The organism is Adhaeribacter arboris, from assembly GCF_003023845.1.
Classification (GTDB): domain Bacteria; phylum Bacteroidota; class Bacteroidia; order Cytophagales; family Hymenobacteraceae; genus Adhaeribacter; species Adhaeribacter arboris.
Map to the genome: position 1 here is coordinate 512,188 of NZ_PYFT01000001.1, position 17,092 is coordinate 529,279.

15 protein-coding genes and 2 tRNA genes are annotated in these 17,092 nt (G+C 41.0%); 5 read left to right on the plus strand and 12 right to left on the minus strand.

All coding sequences use genetic code 11. From position 1 onward, the window contains the following. Positions 1 to 40: 40 nt before the first annotated feature. A complete protein-coding gene (locus AHMF7605_RS02090) occupies positions 41 to 1,117 on the minus strand; it encodes a WD40/YVTN/BNR-like repeat-containing protein (RefSeq protein WP_146153492.1) in 1,077 nt (358 codons plus the stop codon). 176 nt (positions 1,118 to 1,293) lie between these two features. On the opposite strand from AHMF7605_RS02090, the gene AHMF7605_RS02095 reads away from it, so the two are divergent. The 3 genes from AHMF7605_RS02095 to AHMF7605_RS02105 all read left to right on the plus strand — a co-directional run bounded on the left by AHMF7605_RS02095 (position 1,294) and on the right by AHMF7605_RS02105 (position 3,888). Next, positions 1,294 to 2,181 carry a winged helix-turn-helix domain-containing protein gene (locus AHMF7605_RS02095; RefSeq protein ID WP_233218882.1) on the plus strand — a complete coding sequence of 296 codons (888 nt, stop codon included), beginning with the start codon at positions 1,294 to 1,296 and terminating at the stop codon, positions 2,179 to 2,181. Positions 2,182 to 3,193: 1,012 nt separating this feature from the next. Continuing rightward, positions 3,194 to 3,454, plus strand: a complete 261-nt coding sequence (locus AHMF7605_RS02100) for a type II toxin-antitoxin system HicA family toxin (protein WP_106925985.1) — start codon at positions 3,194 to 3,196, stop codon at positions 3,452 to 3,454. A gap of 17 nt (positions 3,455 to 3,471) precedes the next feature. Continuing rightward, complete coding sequence (locus tag AHMF7605_RS02105) at positions 3,472 to 3,888, plus strand: hypothetical protein (RefSeq protein ID WP_106925987.1); 417 nt, start codon at positions 3,472 to 3,474, stop codon at positions 3,886 to 3,888. A 229-nt stretch (positions 3,889 to 4,117) separates the two neighbouring features. Here AHMF7605_RS02105 and AHMF7605_RS02110 read toward each other — a convergent pair whose 3' ends face one another. From AHMF7605_RS02110 to AHMF7605_RS02165, 11 genes are all read right to left on the minus strand, one after another. Continuing rightward, a complete protein-coding gene (locus tag AHMF7605_RS02110) occupies positions 4,118 to 4,336 on the minus strand; it encodes a hypothetical protein (RefSeq protein ID WP_146153493.1) in 219 nt (72 codons plus the stop codon). Between the two features lie 110 nt (positions 4,337 to 4,446). Beyond that, on the minus strand, positions 4,447 to 4,938 hold the full coding sequence (locus AHMF7605_RS02115) for a hypothetical protein (RefSeq protein WP_106925991.1): 492 nt from the start codon (positions 4,936 to 4,938) through the stop codon (positions 4,447 to 4,449). 80 nt (positions 4,939 to 5,018) lie between these two features. Continuing rightward, a complete protein-coding gene (locus AHMF7605_RS02120) occupies positions 5,019 to 5,525 on the minus strand; it encodes a DUF3592 domain-containing protein (protein WP_106925993.1) in 507 nt (168 codons plus the stop codon). Between the two features lie 184 nt (positions 5,526 to 5,709). Next, the gene (locus AHMF7605_RS02125; protein WP_106925995.1) at positions 5,710 to 6,258 is read right to left on the minus strand and encodes a DUF6630 family protein; all 549 of its coding nucleotides are present in this window, start codon (positions 6,256 to 6,258) and stop codon (positions 5,710 to 5,712) included. Between the two features lie 344 nt (positions 6,259 to 6,602). After that, positions 6,603 to 8,183, minus strand: coding sequence for a sodium:solute symporter family transporter (locus AHMF7605_RS02130; RefSeq protein ID WP_106925997.1), 1,581 nt, complete (start codon positions 8,181 to 8,183; stop codon positions 6,603 to 6,605). Between the two features lie 8 nt (positions 8,184 to 8,191). Further along, entirely contained in the window at positions 8,192 to 8,506 is a 315-nt protein-coding gene (locus tag AHMF7605_RS02135) for a DUF485 domain-containing protein (RefSeq protein WP_106925999.1), read from the minus strand. A 522-nt stretch (positions 8,507 to 9,028) separates the two neighbouring features. After that, a complete protein-coding gene (locus tag AHMF7605_RS02140) occupies positions 9,029 to 9,769 on the minus strand; it encodes a DUF4349 domain-containing protein (protein ID WP_158267433.1) in 741 nt (246 codons plus the stop codon). 749 nt (positions 9,770 to 10,518) lie between these two features. Beyond that, positions 10,519 to 11,892 (minus strand): toxin-antitoxin system YwqK family antitoxin, encoded by a 1,374-nt coding sequence (locus tag AHMF7605_RS02150; RefSeq protein ID WP_158267434.1) that lies wholly within the window; start codon positions 11,890 to 11,892, stop codon positions 10,519 to 10,521. An 816-nt stretch (positions 11,893 to 12,708) separates the two neighbouring features. Next, a complete protein-coding gene (locus AHMF7605_RS02155) occupies positions 12,709 to 13,893 on the minus strand; it encodes an acetyl-CoA C-acyltransferase (RefSeq protein ID WP_106926007.1) in 1,185 nt (394 codons plus the stop codon). 224 nt (positions 13,894 to 14,117) lie between these two features. Further along, a complete protein-coding gene (locus tag AHMF7605_RS02160) occupies positions 14,118 to 15,089 on the minus strand; it encodes a tetratricopeptide repeat protein (protein WP_106926009.1) in 972 nt (323 codons plus the stop codon). Beyond that, positions 15,086 to 16,057: a vWA domain-containing protein gene (locus AHMF7605_RS02165; protein ID WP_106926011.1), complete on the minus strand. Its 972-nt coding sequence runs from the start codon at positions 16,055 to 16,057 to the stop codon at positions 15,086 to 15,088. The genes AHMF7605_RS02160 and AHMF7605_RS02165 overlap by 4 nt, the downstream gene beginning before the upstream one ends. A 640-nt stretch (positions 16,058 to 16,697) precedes the next feature. Here AHMF7605_RS02165 and AHMF7605_RS02170 point away from each other — a divergent pair. Then, a tRNA-Ser gene (locus AHMF7605_RS02170) sits at positions 16,698 to 16,785 on the plus strand. Positions 16,786 to 16,895: 110 nt separating this feature from the next. Continuing rightward, positions 16,896 to 16,969 (plus strand) — tRNA-Pro (locus AHMF7605_RS02175). Positions 16,970 to 17,092 lie beyond the last annotated feature (123 nt).

The following is a 17,092-nucleotide window of genomic DNA, read 5'->3' on the forward strand; positions in this document are numbered from 1 at the left end:
TAAATCGCAAAATCCCGGTGACGTTGCTGGGAAATTTTTTTCAACATCCACCCTTGCTGGGTATGGCATAGATCACGTTGCCTGAAACAAATAAATTGAAGCCTTTATCTTCTACAGATGGGAGCAACAATTTCCATGTTTTTCCCTTGTCGGATGATCTGAAAATGCCGCTAGGATGAGCACTAAAGAAGTTTTCACCAACCTGGGTAATTGAAGTCATAAAGGCGTGCGCACGAAGGCGATCATTAATGCGATCATTCCAGTTCCGGCCTATTGAATTAATAACAACTTTGTCCCGAAGGGCGGAATGAATGGACTGCCAGGTTTTACCGCCGTCGTAGGAGGTACTTAACCTACTGGTATTTGGGGTATTCGACTCGGAATTGGAGGTGATAGCAACGAATCCACCTTTGATCGATTTTACATCGAAGGCCACACTGTCTTCACTGATCACTGGCGCCCAGTTGTCGCCATTATCGATCGATCTTATTATCTTTCTCCTACTGGTTGCCAGCAGTACGCCATTCGACTCGGCCAAATTCCCTACCAAGCGTCCGGCATAGACATGTTTCCAGGTTTTTCCACTATCAGTGGATCTAATAATGCCTCTGTCGATGGCGATGAAAATAGTACCTCCTGAGGTTTCAAAAACGCTGCGTAGTCGCTCCTGAAAATTTTCGAATATCGGCGACCATACATTCGTTCCGTTTGTTGTTTTTAGATTTACACCCCAGTAATTAGTGGCAGCTATCCCGGACTTACCGGGGGCAATGCTGCTATGTTCGTCCGGGATTGTTTCTTTCGTCCAAAAAGGAGAGGTGGCATTTGGTGTATTGTGATAGAGTCCGTTTCCCACCCTTAAGAACAGGCCTTTATCATTTGCAAAGAAGCTATTGCCCCGAATACTATCTACCCGTAAATTTTCGGGTAGCCCTTTGCTGATGTCCTGCCAGGTTTGTCCGCCATCTGTAGATTTAAAAACGATCTTTGCAGGACCGGCCATCTTCGTTTTTAGGTCTGGCTTTTTAGATTCTTCATTTTTGATGTCGCGATTAGCTGATACGAGTCCGCTTACCACCACCAGTAGTAAGATCAGCGAATACATAATTTTTTTCATATTTGTAGGTTTAATTAACATAGATCTATCTCCTGATAAATCAGATTTGTTTAAGGCACTTCTTTTATTTTCGTATAGATTTTTGAAATTGGTGCCATAAAAATACTTTGATTTATTTCAGCCTAAGGAACTTAGATTGTAAATAAGCGTGTAAACTTTGTAAATAATATCTTGACATGATGCCGGATAAAAGAAATTTCTTGCCCATAAAACATAAGCACCTGGGCGGATTATTACTGCTAGTGTTTATCTCAATAATCTGTGTGGCTTTCAGCGTTACTGACAATGATGACTTTGCCTTTGCCCGAAGGGAAATTTTGCTTCGCCGGCTCGGACATGAAATACTCCGGCAATCGGGCGACAGTACATCCCGGGTACTACCGGTAAAAAAAATCGCCGAAAATAAATACCAGATTAGTTTTGAGAAGGCGTTTACTTTTCAACCCGAATCCCTGGTGCAAACTACGCAGCGTTTATTAGCCAAAGACCCGCTCGCCCGTGATTACGTGGTTAATGTACGGAACAATGCGAGTGTAGTCTATGGCTATGCGATCTCCAAAAATAAGAAAGAGGATATTATAGCTTGTATCGGAAGAAGGCAACCCGTAGCGCGTTACAGGATTACTATTACATTCAAACCAACCGGAATAATTACCGCCAAGAATGGATATCTGCTGGGCAGCCTGGCCGCTTTAGCCTTGGTTGGATTTATTTTTTTTAGATCGGTTAAGCCGCGGAAGGCCTTACCGGACCGTCAGCATCCGGGTATATTCCTTTTAGGGTCCATGTCGTTCGACGCAGAGACGCGTAAGCTCCTGATAAATGGAAAGACCGTAGACTTGACCAGAACGGAAACCCGGGTATTACGCATTTTCGCGTTGTCTCCGAACGAAGCTATTGAGCGAAGCCGGCTCCAAAAAGAAATATGGGAAGATGAAGGGGTTATCGTCGGCCGCAGTCTGGATATGTTCATTTCAAAACTCAGAAAAAAGCTGGAAATTGATCCGACCATCCAGATTGTTGTTATACGCGGCAAAGGCTATAAGCTCCAAATTAGCGCTTAAGAAAATCTTTTCGCTTTGAACGGAGGATATTAAAATTCATGGGGCATTTGTAAAACGCTAAAGGGAGCTACGAATGGGGTATGATTAAGGAATTATTCTTCTTTCCTAAAGTCTCCGGAAAGAAACTTTGCTTTTACCCAAAAGCGGATAATTGGTATTTCACTGTTGGTTTAATTATCTTTTAATTATGGAGCAAGTTTATCGCAAAAAATAAGTCCGGTTGTCGGGGCCAAAAACTGTGGCCTTAGTTAAAGGTCGCCAAGCAAAAAATGTGAATTTACGTAGACGGTTCGTTTTTTACAATGGTGAACGTCTTGGCTTTGTGGTCGGGTGGCATGACAAATCGGAGACTTGTCAACTTACAACCCTAATGACAGAAAGCAACTGCTGAACAAACCGCAACTTAGCGCCACCTGCCATAAAGCTTTTGTTAGCAGCAGGCATTTCTTGCACGGCCTTTTTAATTATTTAAGTCAAGTTAGTAGTTTGTAACTGAACTTGTTTCGTTTGTCCATCTTTTAATTTTCCGAGTTGAGTCATTGGATAGTTCATTTAATTTTCTAAAGTTTGCTTATAAGTTTTTATTCTTGATTTTAGTTCGTTGAGTAATTTTGTCCAGCTACAATTTTCTGGTAATTTCTTGTCTAATTACAAATCCGGCTAATTCTCTTAATTCTCAAGGGCAGTTTACTTGTCGAGCAGTTTACCTGATTTTATTGCTCATCATTTATGCCGTTGCTCAATAACTACAGTTTTTGATGCTTTCTGCTAATGAACACGCATTGCAGAAGGTGAGGCAATAACATTCTAGTAGTTTAAATTTAGATCATAAATTTAACGTATCAATGTGGTACAACACTTGCCAGTAAGTCCCACCTTTGGTAATGGAATGCTGCTTGTTCGCATTCATTTTTTTGATAGCAATTAAAAAGTAATAATAATATTACCTAACATTTATTGTTTAGGTAATATTATTATTACTTTTGTTGTCAAAACTTATTAATAATATAATATGACAGCATCATTTCTTATCAGCCACCTTGAGAAGGCTGGCTGGCAGCAAGTTCGTCAACAAGGAACGCACCGTATTCTTTCGCATTCCAACCATCCTAATCTTCTTTCAATTCCTGACTTAGGAGAGCAAGCCTTAAATCCAAGCTTAGTGAATGACATTTGCCGGGAGGCAGGTTTGAAAGGGAGAGTGCATAAAATTCAACTTAGTCCAAAGGGAATTATAACGATAGTAAAGAACCTGCTGAGCCTATCTCAGTAATTTAAAAAATTTATCTTATGCAAGAGTTTATAACCCTGCCTGTGCGCATTGATTGGGAGGAACACAAGTTTGGGGCTCAGGTGAAAGCACCCGGTTTTTTACTTACCACACAAGGCGACACGGTACCTGGTGTGTTGGAGAATTTACGTAATCTCCTCATAGATTATTTAATGCACGAGGGTAAAAACCATCCGGAGTGGCAGGACATTACGGCAGAAGAGATTAGGTTTGAGTGTGAGTATGACTTAGCCGCTTTTTTTGAGCACTTTAAAGAACTTAAAATATCGGCCATTGCGGTTAAGGCTGGTATTAATTCCAATCTTTTGCAGCAGTACGTTTCAGGGAACAAGCGAGCTTCGGAAAGTCAAGCCAAAAAGATCCAGGCGGCTGTCCATCTTTTAGCTAATGAACTAAGACAAGTAGCTTTAAGCTAAAGGACACGTGTGATTGTTTCAGCATCAATTTATGCATACTTCATGCCTGTCTACGCTTGCTACCTAACGCTCCTTAGCTAAAAAGTGCAAAGTGGTTTTTAGGTATGGTTGGGGGGAGTTAATATTTTATTTATATAAGGTAGTATTTATTTTGGTACTCAAAAAAGCTCTGGAAATTACTTTATTCCTTTTAGAATCATTATTTTTCAACTGCTACATCTGATATCTCTTATTTTTCGACTACAGTGGGTATTACAGTTTCCTCTTCAACTACTGTATTTGGTATCTCTTCCTCTACACGTATTTCATCAACAGGCTTTGTTTTGGTGGTTGGCACTAGGTCGTCCTTTTTATCTTGACAAGCCGTAAAGACAAAAGTCGTTAAAAGTGGCACAAGTACTAGGTGTTTGAACACATTCACGGTTGTTTTTTTTCCTTTGTTCATCATTGCAACGGTTTTTATGGTTATTATATAGGATGGAAGAACCATCTATTTTCCATAAAATTTGTTTTTTATTTCCCCCAACGTTCTGGGCTAAACGACGGCGAAGCTGCCGTTTAGGTGTGGTTGGCAGTTGTGATTTTTAATTTTTTACCCATTACAAACACAAGTAACAAAACATTTGTAGCGCACAGCATAAGAAAAAGTGGCACACCATAAATCCAAGCTGAAATTGCAGATTTGAAACCTTCTTGTCCGTAAGTTAGGGATTTCTGAACACCAGCAGTTATCGAACAACTGCAAAATAAAAGGACCCAAAAACTAATTATAGTGACGGTATTTACAGCAAATCTATTACCCTTCCTGATTTTATTTTCATAAAGATCCCCAAATAAAATTGCAGCAGCTATTAATACTACTGCCTGAATAGTAAGAAAGCCAAGATTATTTTTAATTTCAATAAGTTGATTTTCTAAAATTTGATTAGCAGTCAACATATTATCATTAAAAACGGAGACAAGCATTACTACTAACATTGGCAGCAGATAGAGTAAACCAACTGAGGCAATTATACTTTTAATAATAATTTTAGTACCCTTTTCTATCATAATTTTTATTACTGCCAACGGTTAGTATAAACAACGAGCAAGGCCCTCGGCCGTAGCTTGGTGTTTATGCAGTGTTGGCATTAGTTATTTTTTAAAGCTGGTATCTCGTTGTTTTCTGGATTCCTTTTAGAGTATTGTATCAGTAATGTATCACCAACTTTATAGATATTTTTCCTGTCTCGCAGATTGTAAGTGCTATATTGTTCATTATCGACTGTGAATTTACATTTAACAAGCCATTGGCCTTCTCTTTTCCTTGATGGCTTACTATACCATTTTTCAATTATGATTCCTTTTGTTGTCGCACCATATTTTGAAAATTCGTAATCCGATATTTTTCCAATCCAGAGTCCGAAGGTAGGGCCAATGACTAAAACGGAACCTACTGCTAATCCTAAACATGCTTTTTCGTTTATTTGATAAAACTGAAGCGACTTGTAAAGTAAAAAAGGAACTACAGCAAATATTATAATAAATGGAAACCATTTAATCGCGCCTTGTTTGGCAAAAAGCATAAAATACCCAAAGCCGAAGTATAATAAAAGTAAAGTAACAGCAAGTAAAATTGGATAAGCCTTCTTATTCATTAACTATATTAAATTGTTATTCTAATTAATGCCAACGTTAAAGTGTTTATGAAGTTGTGGCAATTGAAAAACGTCAGTTTCAATCAACCACAAAAGCAAAATAGCTATTTAAAGACGAATGCTTGACTTCCAGCCACAATTTCATAAACACACTGTTGGCTGCAGGGCTTTTAGCGGCATACGTTTATTTTAATTTTTCAAACATCATCTTCACTTTTTGCTCTTTATCTAAAGGGATAATAGTAAAAACATAGCTGTCTGAATTTATATCAAGAAGTTCTATTGAAAAACCCTGAGGCTTTAGTTCTTGCTTATCAATTAAGTTTATTATTTCACCCGTGTCATGCGCTCGATAGAAGTCGTCCTCTGAAAGTGTAAAGTCATACCTTTTTGCAATTCTTATTTCGTTCAAATAAATACGAATTTCGCTTTCTGGTTCTTTCCAATCTACTTCGGCCATTTGTCCATTTTCAAGCAAGGTGTCTACCAAAACAAATTTCGGTGTTAGTAAAGCATCTTGCGGATATTTCAACCCGCGTTCGGATAAAATGAAATTTTTATTATCATCATAAAAAGCTTTTGGGTCTTGAAACGCTTGCTTAAGGTTAGCTTTCAAGTCACTCTTTAAAGTATCGGAAATTACAATATAGTCAACAATTTCTTCGTAAAATGCTAAGTCAGGATTAGACTTGCGACTTTGTTTCTCGCCAAAGATTTTTGATAAAAATCCCATAATTATGATAATGCCATTTAGTTAGGTGCTCGTGTCGCCTTGCAGCCAACTCCCAGATATACGGAACTGTTCCGGTTATTGGCATTCTATTTTACTTAGTTACTCCGTATATCCACCCAAAAACAACCGACAACCGGAATGCATTATTAATAATAAGTTCAGCTAAAGGATAGCCTTAGTTCTACGAACTAAAAATTTTTTGCAGACATATCTCGTATTTGCCTTATTCAATAGAAACAAGAAAGTTTCTTTAATAAAGCAAATCTATTTTCCCGTTCAGCTAATCTAAATTCAAATACTAATCCGCGAAATCCGAATAATCCGTGAAAATCTGCGATCCAGAATTACTCCGCCCCAATACCTAAATAAGTCCGCAGTTTTTCAGATTCAAACTTTTCGGCGGCGGCTGTTTCCGGATTAGCTAAAGACACCACAATACCAACGAAAAAAGCAGCGGACATAGATACCAAGGCCGGGTTTTTAAGCGGGAAAATAGCCTCAGGGTGGTGCAATATATCTACCCATACGGTGGGGCTAAGCACAATGAGCACCAGCGATAAAAAGGCACCCGTAGCAATGCTCCAAACAGCTCCTTGGGTGGTAAATTTCTTCCAGATGATCGACATGAGCAAAGCCGGGAAATTAGCGCTGGCCGCAATGGAAAAAGCTAAACCCACCATAAAGGCTACGTTTTGACCTTTAAATACCAAACCTAACACAATCGATAAAACACCTAAAGCAACCGTAGCCCGTTTGGCTACTTTCATTTCGCCTTTCTCGTTGGATACACCTTTTTGGAAAACGTGCACGTACAAATCGTGCGAAATACTGGAAGCGCCGGAAAGCGTTAAACCCGCCACTACCGCCAGAATAGTAGCAAAAGCCACTGCCGCAATAAAGCCCAGAAAAGCCGTGCCGCCGGCTTGTTCGGCCAGCAACAAAGCCGCCATATTACCCCCTTTATCAATACCTTCAATAACGGGTTTGCCTACTAAAACCATGGCCGAAAAACCAATAAAAAAAGTAAGAATATAAAAATAACCGATAAAACCGGTAGCCACAAAAACCGATTTACGCGCGGCTTTAGCATCCGGTACGGTGTAAAAACGCATGAGAATATGCGGCAATCCGGCTGTTCCCAGCATTAAAGCCAAACCCAGGGATAAGGCATCGAAAGGATTAGTAATAAAACCGCCGGGAGCCAGCATGGCCTCCCCGTATTTTTCGGCGACCGCTTGAAACAAATTAGCCGGACTAAAATTAAAAGTTGCCAGCGACAATAGTACCAGCACCGTTGCGCCACTCAAAAGTAAAACCGCTTTAATAATTTGGACCCAGGTAGTTGCCAGCATGCCTCCAAATAACACGTAAGCCGTCATCACGCAACCGACCACCACTACGGCCAACTCGTACTGCAACCCGAATAAAGTTTTGATTAGACCACCGGCGCCTACCATTTGCGCAATCAGGTAAAAAGCAATGGTTAGTAAAGAACCTACCGACGACACAATCCGGATGGGGCGCTGTTGCAGGCGGTAGGCTACCACATCGGCGAAGGTATACTTGCCTAAATTGCGGAGCGGTTCGGCAATTAAAAACATAATTAAAGGCCAGCCTACCAGAAAGCCAATCGAATAAATTAGACCGTCGTACCCTTTGGTGGCTACCATGCCGGCAATGCCCAGGAAAGAAGCCGCACTCATGTAATCGCCGGCCAGAGCCAAGCCGTTCTGGAACCCCGAAATATTACGGCCCGCCGCGTAAAACTCAGAACCGGTTTTGGTTTTCTTGGCCGCCCAGTAAGTAATGTATAGGGTAATTGCCACAAACAAAAAGAACATAACAATAGAAACGGGATTGGCCGTGCCTAAAGTAGAGGCAGCCGGCAGTGCAGAAACCTGCAGCAAAAGAGAAGAAGTAAGCATAAGGGAATTTAGTTGGCGTTCATTTTATTTTTAATTTCCTGTACTTCGGTGTCGTAGGTATTATTGGCCCAATACACGTAAATACCCGTTAACAACCAGGCCGATACGATTATACCAAAGCCAATGGGCAAAGCCCAGGGTAAATAACTGCCTATTTTTACCGCCAGTAATTCTTTATCGAAAGCAACCACTAATAAAAAGCCAATGTAAATGACCAGAATACTAATAGTAAGCAGTAAAGAAACCGACCAGCGTTTGCTCACCAATCGTTTAAATTCCGGACTTTCAATAACGGCGCGCGCTGTTTTGTGAGGTGGATGCATATGTAAGGAGAGTTTAAAAAGTAAATATTGCTGTTAGTTCCCGAGTTATTTTAACTAGTTCAGTAATTCATGGGCATTAAGCTTAATTTCTTGCTCCAAAAGTTACCGAAACGTATCTGGCGTTGTATCCATTACTCCAATAGAATTTTGCATATAATCAAAAGTTTGGTTCCGGCTAAAGCATGTAGCAACCAGAGCTTACAATGGCGATAAGCATCTTTCACAAATGACTTTCTTTTAGGATCGTTTCTGTAAAAAAACAGATTAAAGCTACTAATTTCGTCTTTGCCCATTACGCTGGCTAAATATGATAAAATCCCCGCAGAAAATCACGGTATAAGCTTACCTTTTCTCCGAGCTTTTTGCCGCTTGACTTGCCTTCGCTAAAAAGTAAAATTGAGATTTAAGAATTAGAAAGGTGTTACAAATGATAAAATGAATTTGGAACAGTCCGGATGCGTTTACGATTGCATCCAGACTATTCCAAAACGAAATAGTAGGCTAGAAAATATTTGAGTAAGTTTACCGAATGGGTGGGTATTTGCGAATGAATTTACGAAGATAAATAATTAAAATAGGCAGGATAAGAAGCAAGGGCCAAAGGTGCAATAAACCAATGAACAAGGCTATCATAATATCCCAACCACCTTGCAAGGCATTGCGCACCCGAACGGCAAAACTGGTATCGGGTAAAGAAGTAGTTGCCAGTTTTTGGTAGAAAGTCAAGTTAATGGTATTATAACTGGTTTGCCGGTTCAGGTAGGTAAGACGAGCTTCGGTACTTTCAATTTCTTCCTGGAGTTGCCGTAATTGTTCTTCTACGGTAATAATATCTTTTACCGTTTTGGCTTGTTTTAGCAAATCCAAATACCGCGCTTCAACCGCTTTTTTGGTTTTCAATCGGGCGGCAATATCAATGTATTCGGTAGTTACATCTTCGGCGGTAATATTCTTGGAATCGAGGTAAATACTTTGCCCGGAAATGCTGTTCAGCAAAGACTCAAATTTTTCCGGCAATACTTTTATTACCAAGCTGTTTTCTAAAGTACCGTCGGTCCGGGATTCATTAGCCGATAGCAGTTGGGCATCGTGTTGGGTTATTTGTTGGTTAATAGCCAGAGTACTTTTCTTAAAATCTGCCACCTGAAAGCGCAAATTGGCCGTTCGGATTATTTTTTGATCTACTGCGGATCTTTTAGATGAGGAGATAGCCTGTTCTTCGGCTTTAAATGGTCTGGAGGAGACTTCTTGATTTTCTATCATAGCCTCTGTTGCTACTACAGCATCTGTTTTAGCTTCAGAGTCACTTACTGGTGGCTCTCTAAGTTCTGAAGTGGATACTTTTTTTTCGTTCCTATGGCAGCTCAAATGCAGAATAATTAAAGAAAAAATTAAAATACGGCGGAAGCATAAGCGCATTTTCATGGTTAAATAGTGTTTAGTTGGTGATAGATAAATTTCACGGCTCTTCCTTCAATAATTATTTCCCTTCATCTGAAAGAAGCAGCCTTTGGATTTAAGTAATACTTTCCGGTTAAAGAATTTCTCCGGGCCAACCATAAGTAGAAGAAAGTGTAGTTTAGGCTTGTTCTTACATTAAAGATGCAGCATTAAGGCTTTCTGCATAAGCAGTAATTAAATTTTATATTAGATAAAAATTAGGAAGAATTTTTTAACCGATTCTACTACCACTAAGTGGCAAATCCAGTAGCTAAGTAAAATGACACCAGTTTGGCTAGAGAGGGCCTTTAAGGATTCGGTGCCGAGGAACGAGGCATTTCGACGCAGGAGAAAAGAAGACTTACCAGCCCGAACTAGCCAAACGAGGCCCGCCGGCCACGAGGCAAACTTGAAATTAGAAGTTGCATCAGCGCCAATGTCTGGAGACTTGAAAAGGCGCCAAAGCCAAACTGCAGTAATTGAAATTTTAAGAATTCGAATAAAACAAGCATAAAAAAGGCGGAACCTTGCTGATTCCGCCTTTACATGAATAATTAAATTAAAAAAATTAATTATCGTTCCGCCATAGCTACCCCATTCTTGTATTCAGTAGTTCTGATAATCTTACCGCTTTCGTCAAATTGCTTCCAGGTGCCTATTTGCTTATTGTACCGGTAAGTACCCGTAATTTCCAGGTTGCCCGACTCAAAATATTGCTTATAAGGCCCGTTCTTTAAGCCGCTTTTGTATTCGGTTTCGGCTTGTACTTTACCGCTGGCAAAATACGCCGTTACTTTGCCCAGAATTTTACCGTTTTCGTAAGTAGCTTTTTCTTTTACCTGGCCATTTTCGTGGTAAGAGATTCGTTCGCCGGTTAATCTGCCTTCCTGGTAGGTTTCTTTCCGCTTAAGTTGTTTACCGTCGTAGTACACTTTCCAGTCGCCGGTTTTTACGTTGTTTTTGTACAATTGCTCTTCCTGCACATTCCCCGATTCATAGTAACTCGTAATTTTCCGGTCTTGTTCCTCATTGGCGTACCGAATTTCTTGCTTCTGCTTACCGCTGGGATAAAAATACTGCGCCGTGCCCGTCATCTTCCCGTTATCAAAAGTTACCTGGCTCATTTTCTGACCGTTTTCGTAATAAGTCCGGGCAGGACCATCGGCTTGGCTGGTGGTATTTTTAAATTTGGTGAGTACCCGTTCGGTGTTTATTTTCCCATCCGGAGTGACTACTTTGGGTTTAACCAGGGTGCTGGTTTTATAGGTTGTTTCCGATTTTAATTTCCCGGAACGGTAATATGACCGGACAATGCCGCTGCGCTTACCGTTTTCGTTATTTGCTTCCAATTCTAACTGACCATTATCGTAGTAGGTTTTGTAAGACCCATCGAGAACACCGTTTTTATAAGTTGCTTCGGTGTGTACTTTGCCGTTGGGGTGATAAGTTATGGCTGGCCCGCTTTGCTCACTCTTTACGTAGGTAATAACCGATTGTAAACCCCCTGCCGGGTAATATTCCTTTACTTCTCCTTCCGGAAAGCCGTTTACAAAAGTGGCTTCGGTTTTAGGATTACCATTTTCGTAAAAAGATTTAATGGGGCCGGTTTGTTTATCGTCGGTATAACCGGCTTGCTGCAAGGGCTTGCCATTCGGGTAAAAAGACTCGAATAAACCTTGCCGTAGGCCATTTTGGTAGGCTACTCTTACCCGTTTCGCGCCGTCTTCGTAAAATTCCTGGTAAATGCTGTCTTGTTTGCCGTTCGTAAAATGGGTAATGGCTTCGAGTCTGCCACTCCGGTAAAATCGTTTGTACGTACCTTCCGGCACGGTATCGGGGGGAACGATGTAATAAATTTGCTTAACCGCCGTCCGCTGCAAGTCGTGGTAACTCACCATTTTTTTCCGGGTATTCTGGGCCGAAGTTGTAAAGCCAATTAGATTCAATAAGAAGAAAGTTAGAATAAATCGCCAGGAATAAATCATGAAGAAAGCCTAAAATAGAATAAAATAGCCTTATCGAGTAACGTAAGGCTGTTGCTAAATAATATACTTCTCCGCCCGAAAGGGCACCTCCCCTAAGAACAGGGAAGGAGAGGCCGTTAAAGCTGCGTAATTAATTTTATAACATCTTTTTCTCGTTATTAATTTATTTTTGGATGATTTTGTCAGAAAGAATTTCCAGTGATTATTTTAAAAAGGGGTTTCTTTCAAAAATAAAGTAAACAGACTAGAGTGACTATAAGTAAAAGTAGGGATATTAAATGCGATAAACAGCCTTTCTTCCGCTGTTCTTAGGTAGGGCCGTTAAGTTCAATTAAAAATTAAGATGGCGCGAGGCCCTCGCCTCGTGGCTACCATTTGGTAGGCCTCTGGCCAGGCGAACCGAATAACCAGTTTTAGCGCATTGGTTTACTTATTTTCACCGGCCAAAGGCCGGACGATAATTCTCACGAGCGTAGACGCTCGCGATATATTTAGAACTTAACGGCCCTACCTGTTCTTAGGGCTACGAATAGAAAACTTAAGCGGGATAATTTTTTCTGTCTGCTGCCAGTTTGTAACTGGCGGAACGGAAATTCACCTTGCCTGCTCACCCTCTCTCAGGGTGGATTAGAGCGTTTTAACTGTCCCGCCAGTTGCAAACTGGCAACTATCAGTAGTTCCAAGTTAAAAACTCGAAACAGGGAAGATCTTTAAGCTTTTTTGTTTTTGGTTCCTAATTCTAGCTTCTTAGGAGAAGTGCCCTTTCGAGCGGAGGGGTTACATTTTTTCGAGGACAATGGCGGATGCTCCACCACCCCCGTTACAAATACCCGTTACCCCAATTTTCCCGTTTTTCTTATCGAGTACGTTTAGTAAAGTAGTTACAATGCGGGCTCCGGAGGCGCCCAGCGGATGGCCTAAGCTAACGGCTCCCCCGAAAATGTTTACATTACTGTTTTTTAAATTTAATTTCTGGTTATTGGCAATAGACACTACGGCAAAGGCTTCGTTAATTTCGTAAAAATCCACTTCTTCGGGCGTAATGCCCGCAACTTTTAACGCTTTCGGAATGGCTAGGGCGGGCGACGTAGTAAACCATTTTGGCTCTTGTTCGGCATCGGCGAAACCTAATATTCTAGCGATAGGTTTAACCCCCAGTTCTTCGGCTTTTTCTTTGCTCATCAGCACCACCGCGGCCGCGCCATCGTTTAAAGTAGAGGCATTAGCCGCGGTAATGGTTCCTTCTTTATCAAAAACCGGTTTTAGGCTGGTAATTTTATCGAAGTTCACTTTGGTGTATTCCTCGTCTGTGTTTACGATAATCGGATCTTTGCCGCGCTGCGGTATTTCCACGGGTATAATTTCATCTTTTAACTGACCCGCTTCCGCCGCCGCCGCTGAACGGCGGTACGATTCAATGGCAAATTCGTCTTGCATCTGGCGGGTAATTCCCATTTCGCGGGCGGTGTGTTCGGCGGCGTTGCCCATGTGAAAATCGTTGTATACATCCCACAATCCATCTTTTAACAAACCATCCGTCATTTGGCCGTGGCCTAATTTCGTACCAAAGCGTACTTTATCCAGGTAATAGGGCACGTTGCTCATGCTTTCCATGCCGCCGGCTACAATCACGTCTTTGTGCCCCAGCATAATAGCCTGTGCGGCAAACATGATGGCCTTAGAACCGGAAGCACATACTTTGTTAACGGTAGTACATTCTACTTCGTAACCCAAACCAGCGTAAAGAGCTGCCTGGCGGGCCGGAGCCTGACCTAAGTTAGCCGACAGCACATTCCCCATAATTACTTCCTGCACTTCTTTATTAACTACACCAGCTTTCTCCAGGGCACCTTTTATGGCAGCAGCACCTAGTTGGGTAGCGGTTAAGGCCGCTAAACTTCCTCCAAAAGAGCCAATAGGAGTCCGGACGGCAGAGATAATATATACTTCTTTTACCTGCATAATTGTAAGCACACTATTTTTTATAAGAAATCAGACACAAGTATCAAGATATTAGCCAAAGTAAATTTTATTTTAAATCATTATTTAGTTAGGAGCTGATTTTAGAAATGGAAGTCCTATTACTTAGGTTAGGTTAATTTTGGCTCACTACTTAGTTAAATTGAAACAAGAAAGAGCACCTTAAGTTTAAAGGATCCTGCGGGTCGGTATTAATCTTTTAACTTTTACCAATCAGGTTTACCCGAATTACTTTTCCGGGTATTCTTCCGCGGTATTTGCTGTAAATATTGTACCTCGGCTTCGCGCATGGCGTTCAGCAGCATTTTCGCTTTTTCTGGTGTCAGGTTCGCTTCCTTTAATCGTTCGTACGTGGTTTGGCTGTTCTGATCGCCTTCGTTGCTTGCTTCGCGGCTCCCTTTTCCAGAGATGCCTGCCTTATCCGAGGCAGAGCCAGCTTCGTTGTTTAAGCCCCGGGTGGTACCGGGTAGCAGGCCGCTTTTTTCTTCCCGCTGCTTGTTAGAGGAGGCATTGGGTACAGGAGCGTTGGATTCTGTTTCTTCGCTTCCCGGAATGTTGTCGTCGGTATTGGATGACGGCGGATTCTGAGCATCCTTAGTAGTCGGATCTGGCATTTCCTGCTGCGTAGAGCCTGCGTTATCCTCTTTTTTACCCGATTGAGTAGTTTCTTTTTTTTGCTCGGCTCTATCGCGTTTGGCTTGATCTGGCTGCGGCGGTGGTAGCTGGGCGTCATTTTCTTCGGGGTTCGCCGCTAAATATTTTTTTAACCATTCGTAATTAAAGCGAGCCTCTTCGTTTAAAGGGTTTAAGATTAATGCTTGCTTAAAATAATTTAACGCCTTAGTCTTGTCTTTTGAAACGATTATGACGCCTAACTGTAAATTTACCAAAGAGGCTATCCGGGTGGGCGTTTTAGTTAATAAAGGTTGATAGTATTTTACCGCCTGGCCCATTTTCTTTTGCTGATAATAAGCGTGCGCCAAGTTCAGCCGTACAGCCCGGTCGCGCACTTGGAGCGAATCGCTTAAGTATTTATAAAAGTAAATGGCCGTAGAAAAATCCTGACGGGAATACGCTTCCTGAGCTTCGGTTACATACGCATTAATGCGCGATATTTTTATCAGCTTTTGGCTGAAAAAAGCCATTAATACAGCTAAAAGAGCCATTAAAATTTTCATAGCCGGATAACGTTAAAGATAATTAATATATCGAGCATAATAAAGATAAAGGCTATAAACAGCGGGTAATAATATTTATTTGCTTTAACGTCTACGGTGCGGGTTTCTTGCCTTTCGCCTTCAATCGCGTTGATGGCGCTAATTAGTCGGGGAATTTCGGAAGAACGGGCGCCAATTTCAAAATACTGGCCGTTGGTATTACCGGCTATTTCCGCGAGTCGTTCGGCGTTTAACTTACTCATTACCCGTTTTCCTTTATGGTCGGTAACAAATCCTTTAGCTAAAGGAATAAGAGCGCCATTTTCAGAACCAATACCTAAGCTAATTACCCGAATATTCTCGCGGTTCAATTCCCGGTAAATGGGGCTGAGAGTAGGACTAAAATCTTCCCCATCGCTGATTAGTAAAATTATTTCGGCTCGTTTTTCTGGGATATGAGGTTGGTTATTGGCTTTAAATTTAGTTAAAGCAAGTTGCAAAGCCGGTTCATAATTAGCGCCAGCGCGGGGCAGCAAGTTGGTATGCAAAGATTCCGCAAATAATAATAGGGCACTTTGGTCGTAGGTTAAGGGGCACTGCACGTATGCTTCCGACGAAAAAACAATCAGCCCAATGCGGTCGGAGTTAAATTTTTGAATTAGCTGGCGGAGTTCGTATTTAACTTTTTCTAAGCGGGAGGGAGGCACGTCCCGGGCGTTCATCGAAGCCGATACATCCACCAAAATAAAAATATCTTTTCCAATGGTTTTAATTTGTTTTTTCATCGCGCCGAACGAAGGCCCCAGAATGGCAATAATAATCAAAAGAAAGTAGAAGGTCCGGAAACCAAACTTTATCCAAACTACATCTGGTTTTTGTTTGAAATGCCGGGCCAAGCGGTGAATTCTAAAAATATACCCCAAATACAAAATCAGGAACAAAATGCCCGTTAAAATTTCGATGGAGGTAAAGGACTGATCCCAATTCATATTTTCATTCGGGTAGGAGGTGCGGCCAAATAGCTATTTAACTCCTCCAAAATAAATTTACGTTATACAAAATGGCTTACGTTATATAGGTTGGCAACTAAATATAAAATCTTTCATTATATCTATCATTTACCTGACTGATAAAAGTTTAATACTGGTAAACGGCGCATTTTTGTTGTTCGATAAAGTAAATACTTGCTTTATTCTGATTATAACGAGGTTCTTGATTGTGTATTATTTTCCTGCAACTTCTAAGATTTCTTTATTTTTAAAAAGGTAAAGCTACAAAATCTTGAGAGTAATAAACGCAGGAGGCCGTATTAGGACTTTGGTAACGACCGGGAAAAGGTATAAATACATAGTGCAGTTTTACTCGCAATCCCCTATTTTGTAAAATTCCTGTAATCAATCCAGGGAAAATAAAACTTATATTCTAAACATCTATTTAGGTGGTATAATCGACAATTTTACCGCTACTAAAATGTAAGTCGGTAATTGGGAAATAGCAAAAGGGAAATTATTGCTTTGATAGAAAGAAGATTAAAAATAAAATGTAATTATTTTTTAGTTGAGGGCGGGGGAGTTTTGTAATTGTCAGAATAATTCTGGTATATTTGCAATCTCTTTAAACGAAAGAGCCGGAGTGATGGGTGAGTGGCTGAAACCAGCAGTTTGCTAAACTGCCGTACCTCTAAAGGGTACCGGGGGTTCGAATCCCCCTTACTCCGCAAATTTTTTTTGAGATAAAGTTTTTAATTCAAAAAAATAACTTAAGTTTGCACCGCGTTTCTGGAAAACCACTTTAATTAAGTACTTTTCGGATAAACGGTAAACAGTTCGGGGTGTAGCGTAGCCCGGTATCGCGCCACATTTGGGATGTGGAGGTCGTAGGTTCGAATCCTGCCACCCCGACGTAAAAGCCACTAATCTAAAGTTAGTGGCTTTTTTATTTTAAGCCCCCTCTGCTCCAAAAGGCGTCTATCTACCGGAAAGCTATCCCGCTTATATTAATTTCAGCTTTTTATTTTATGTGTT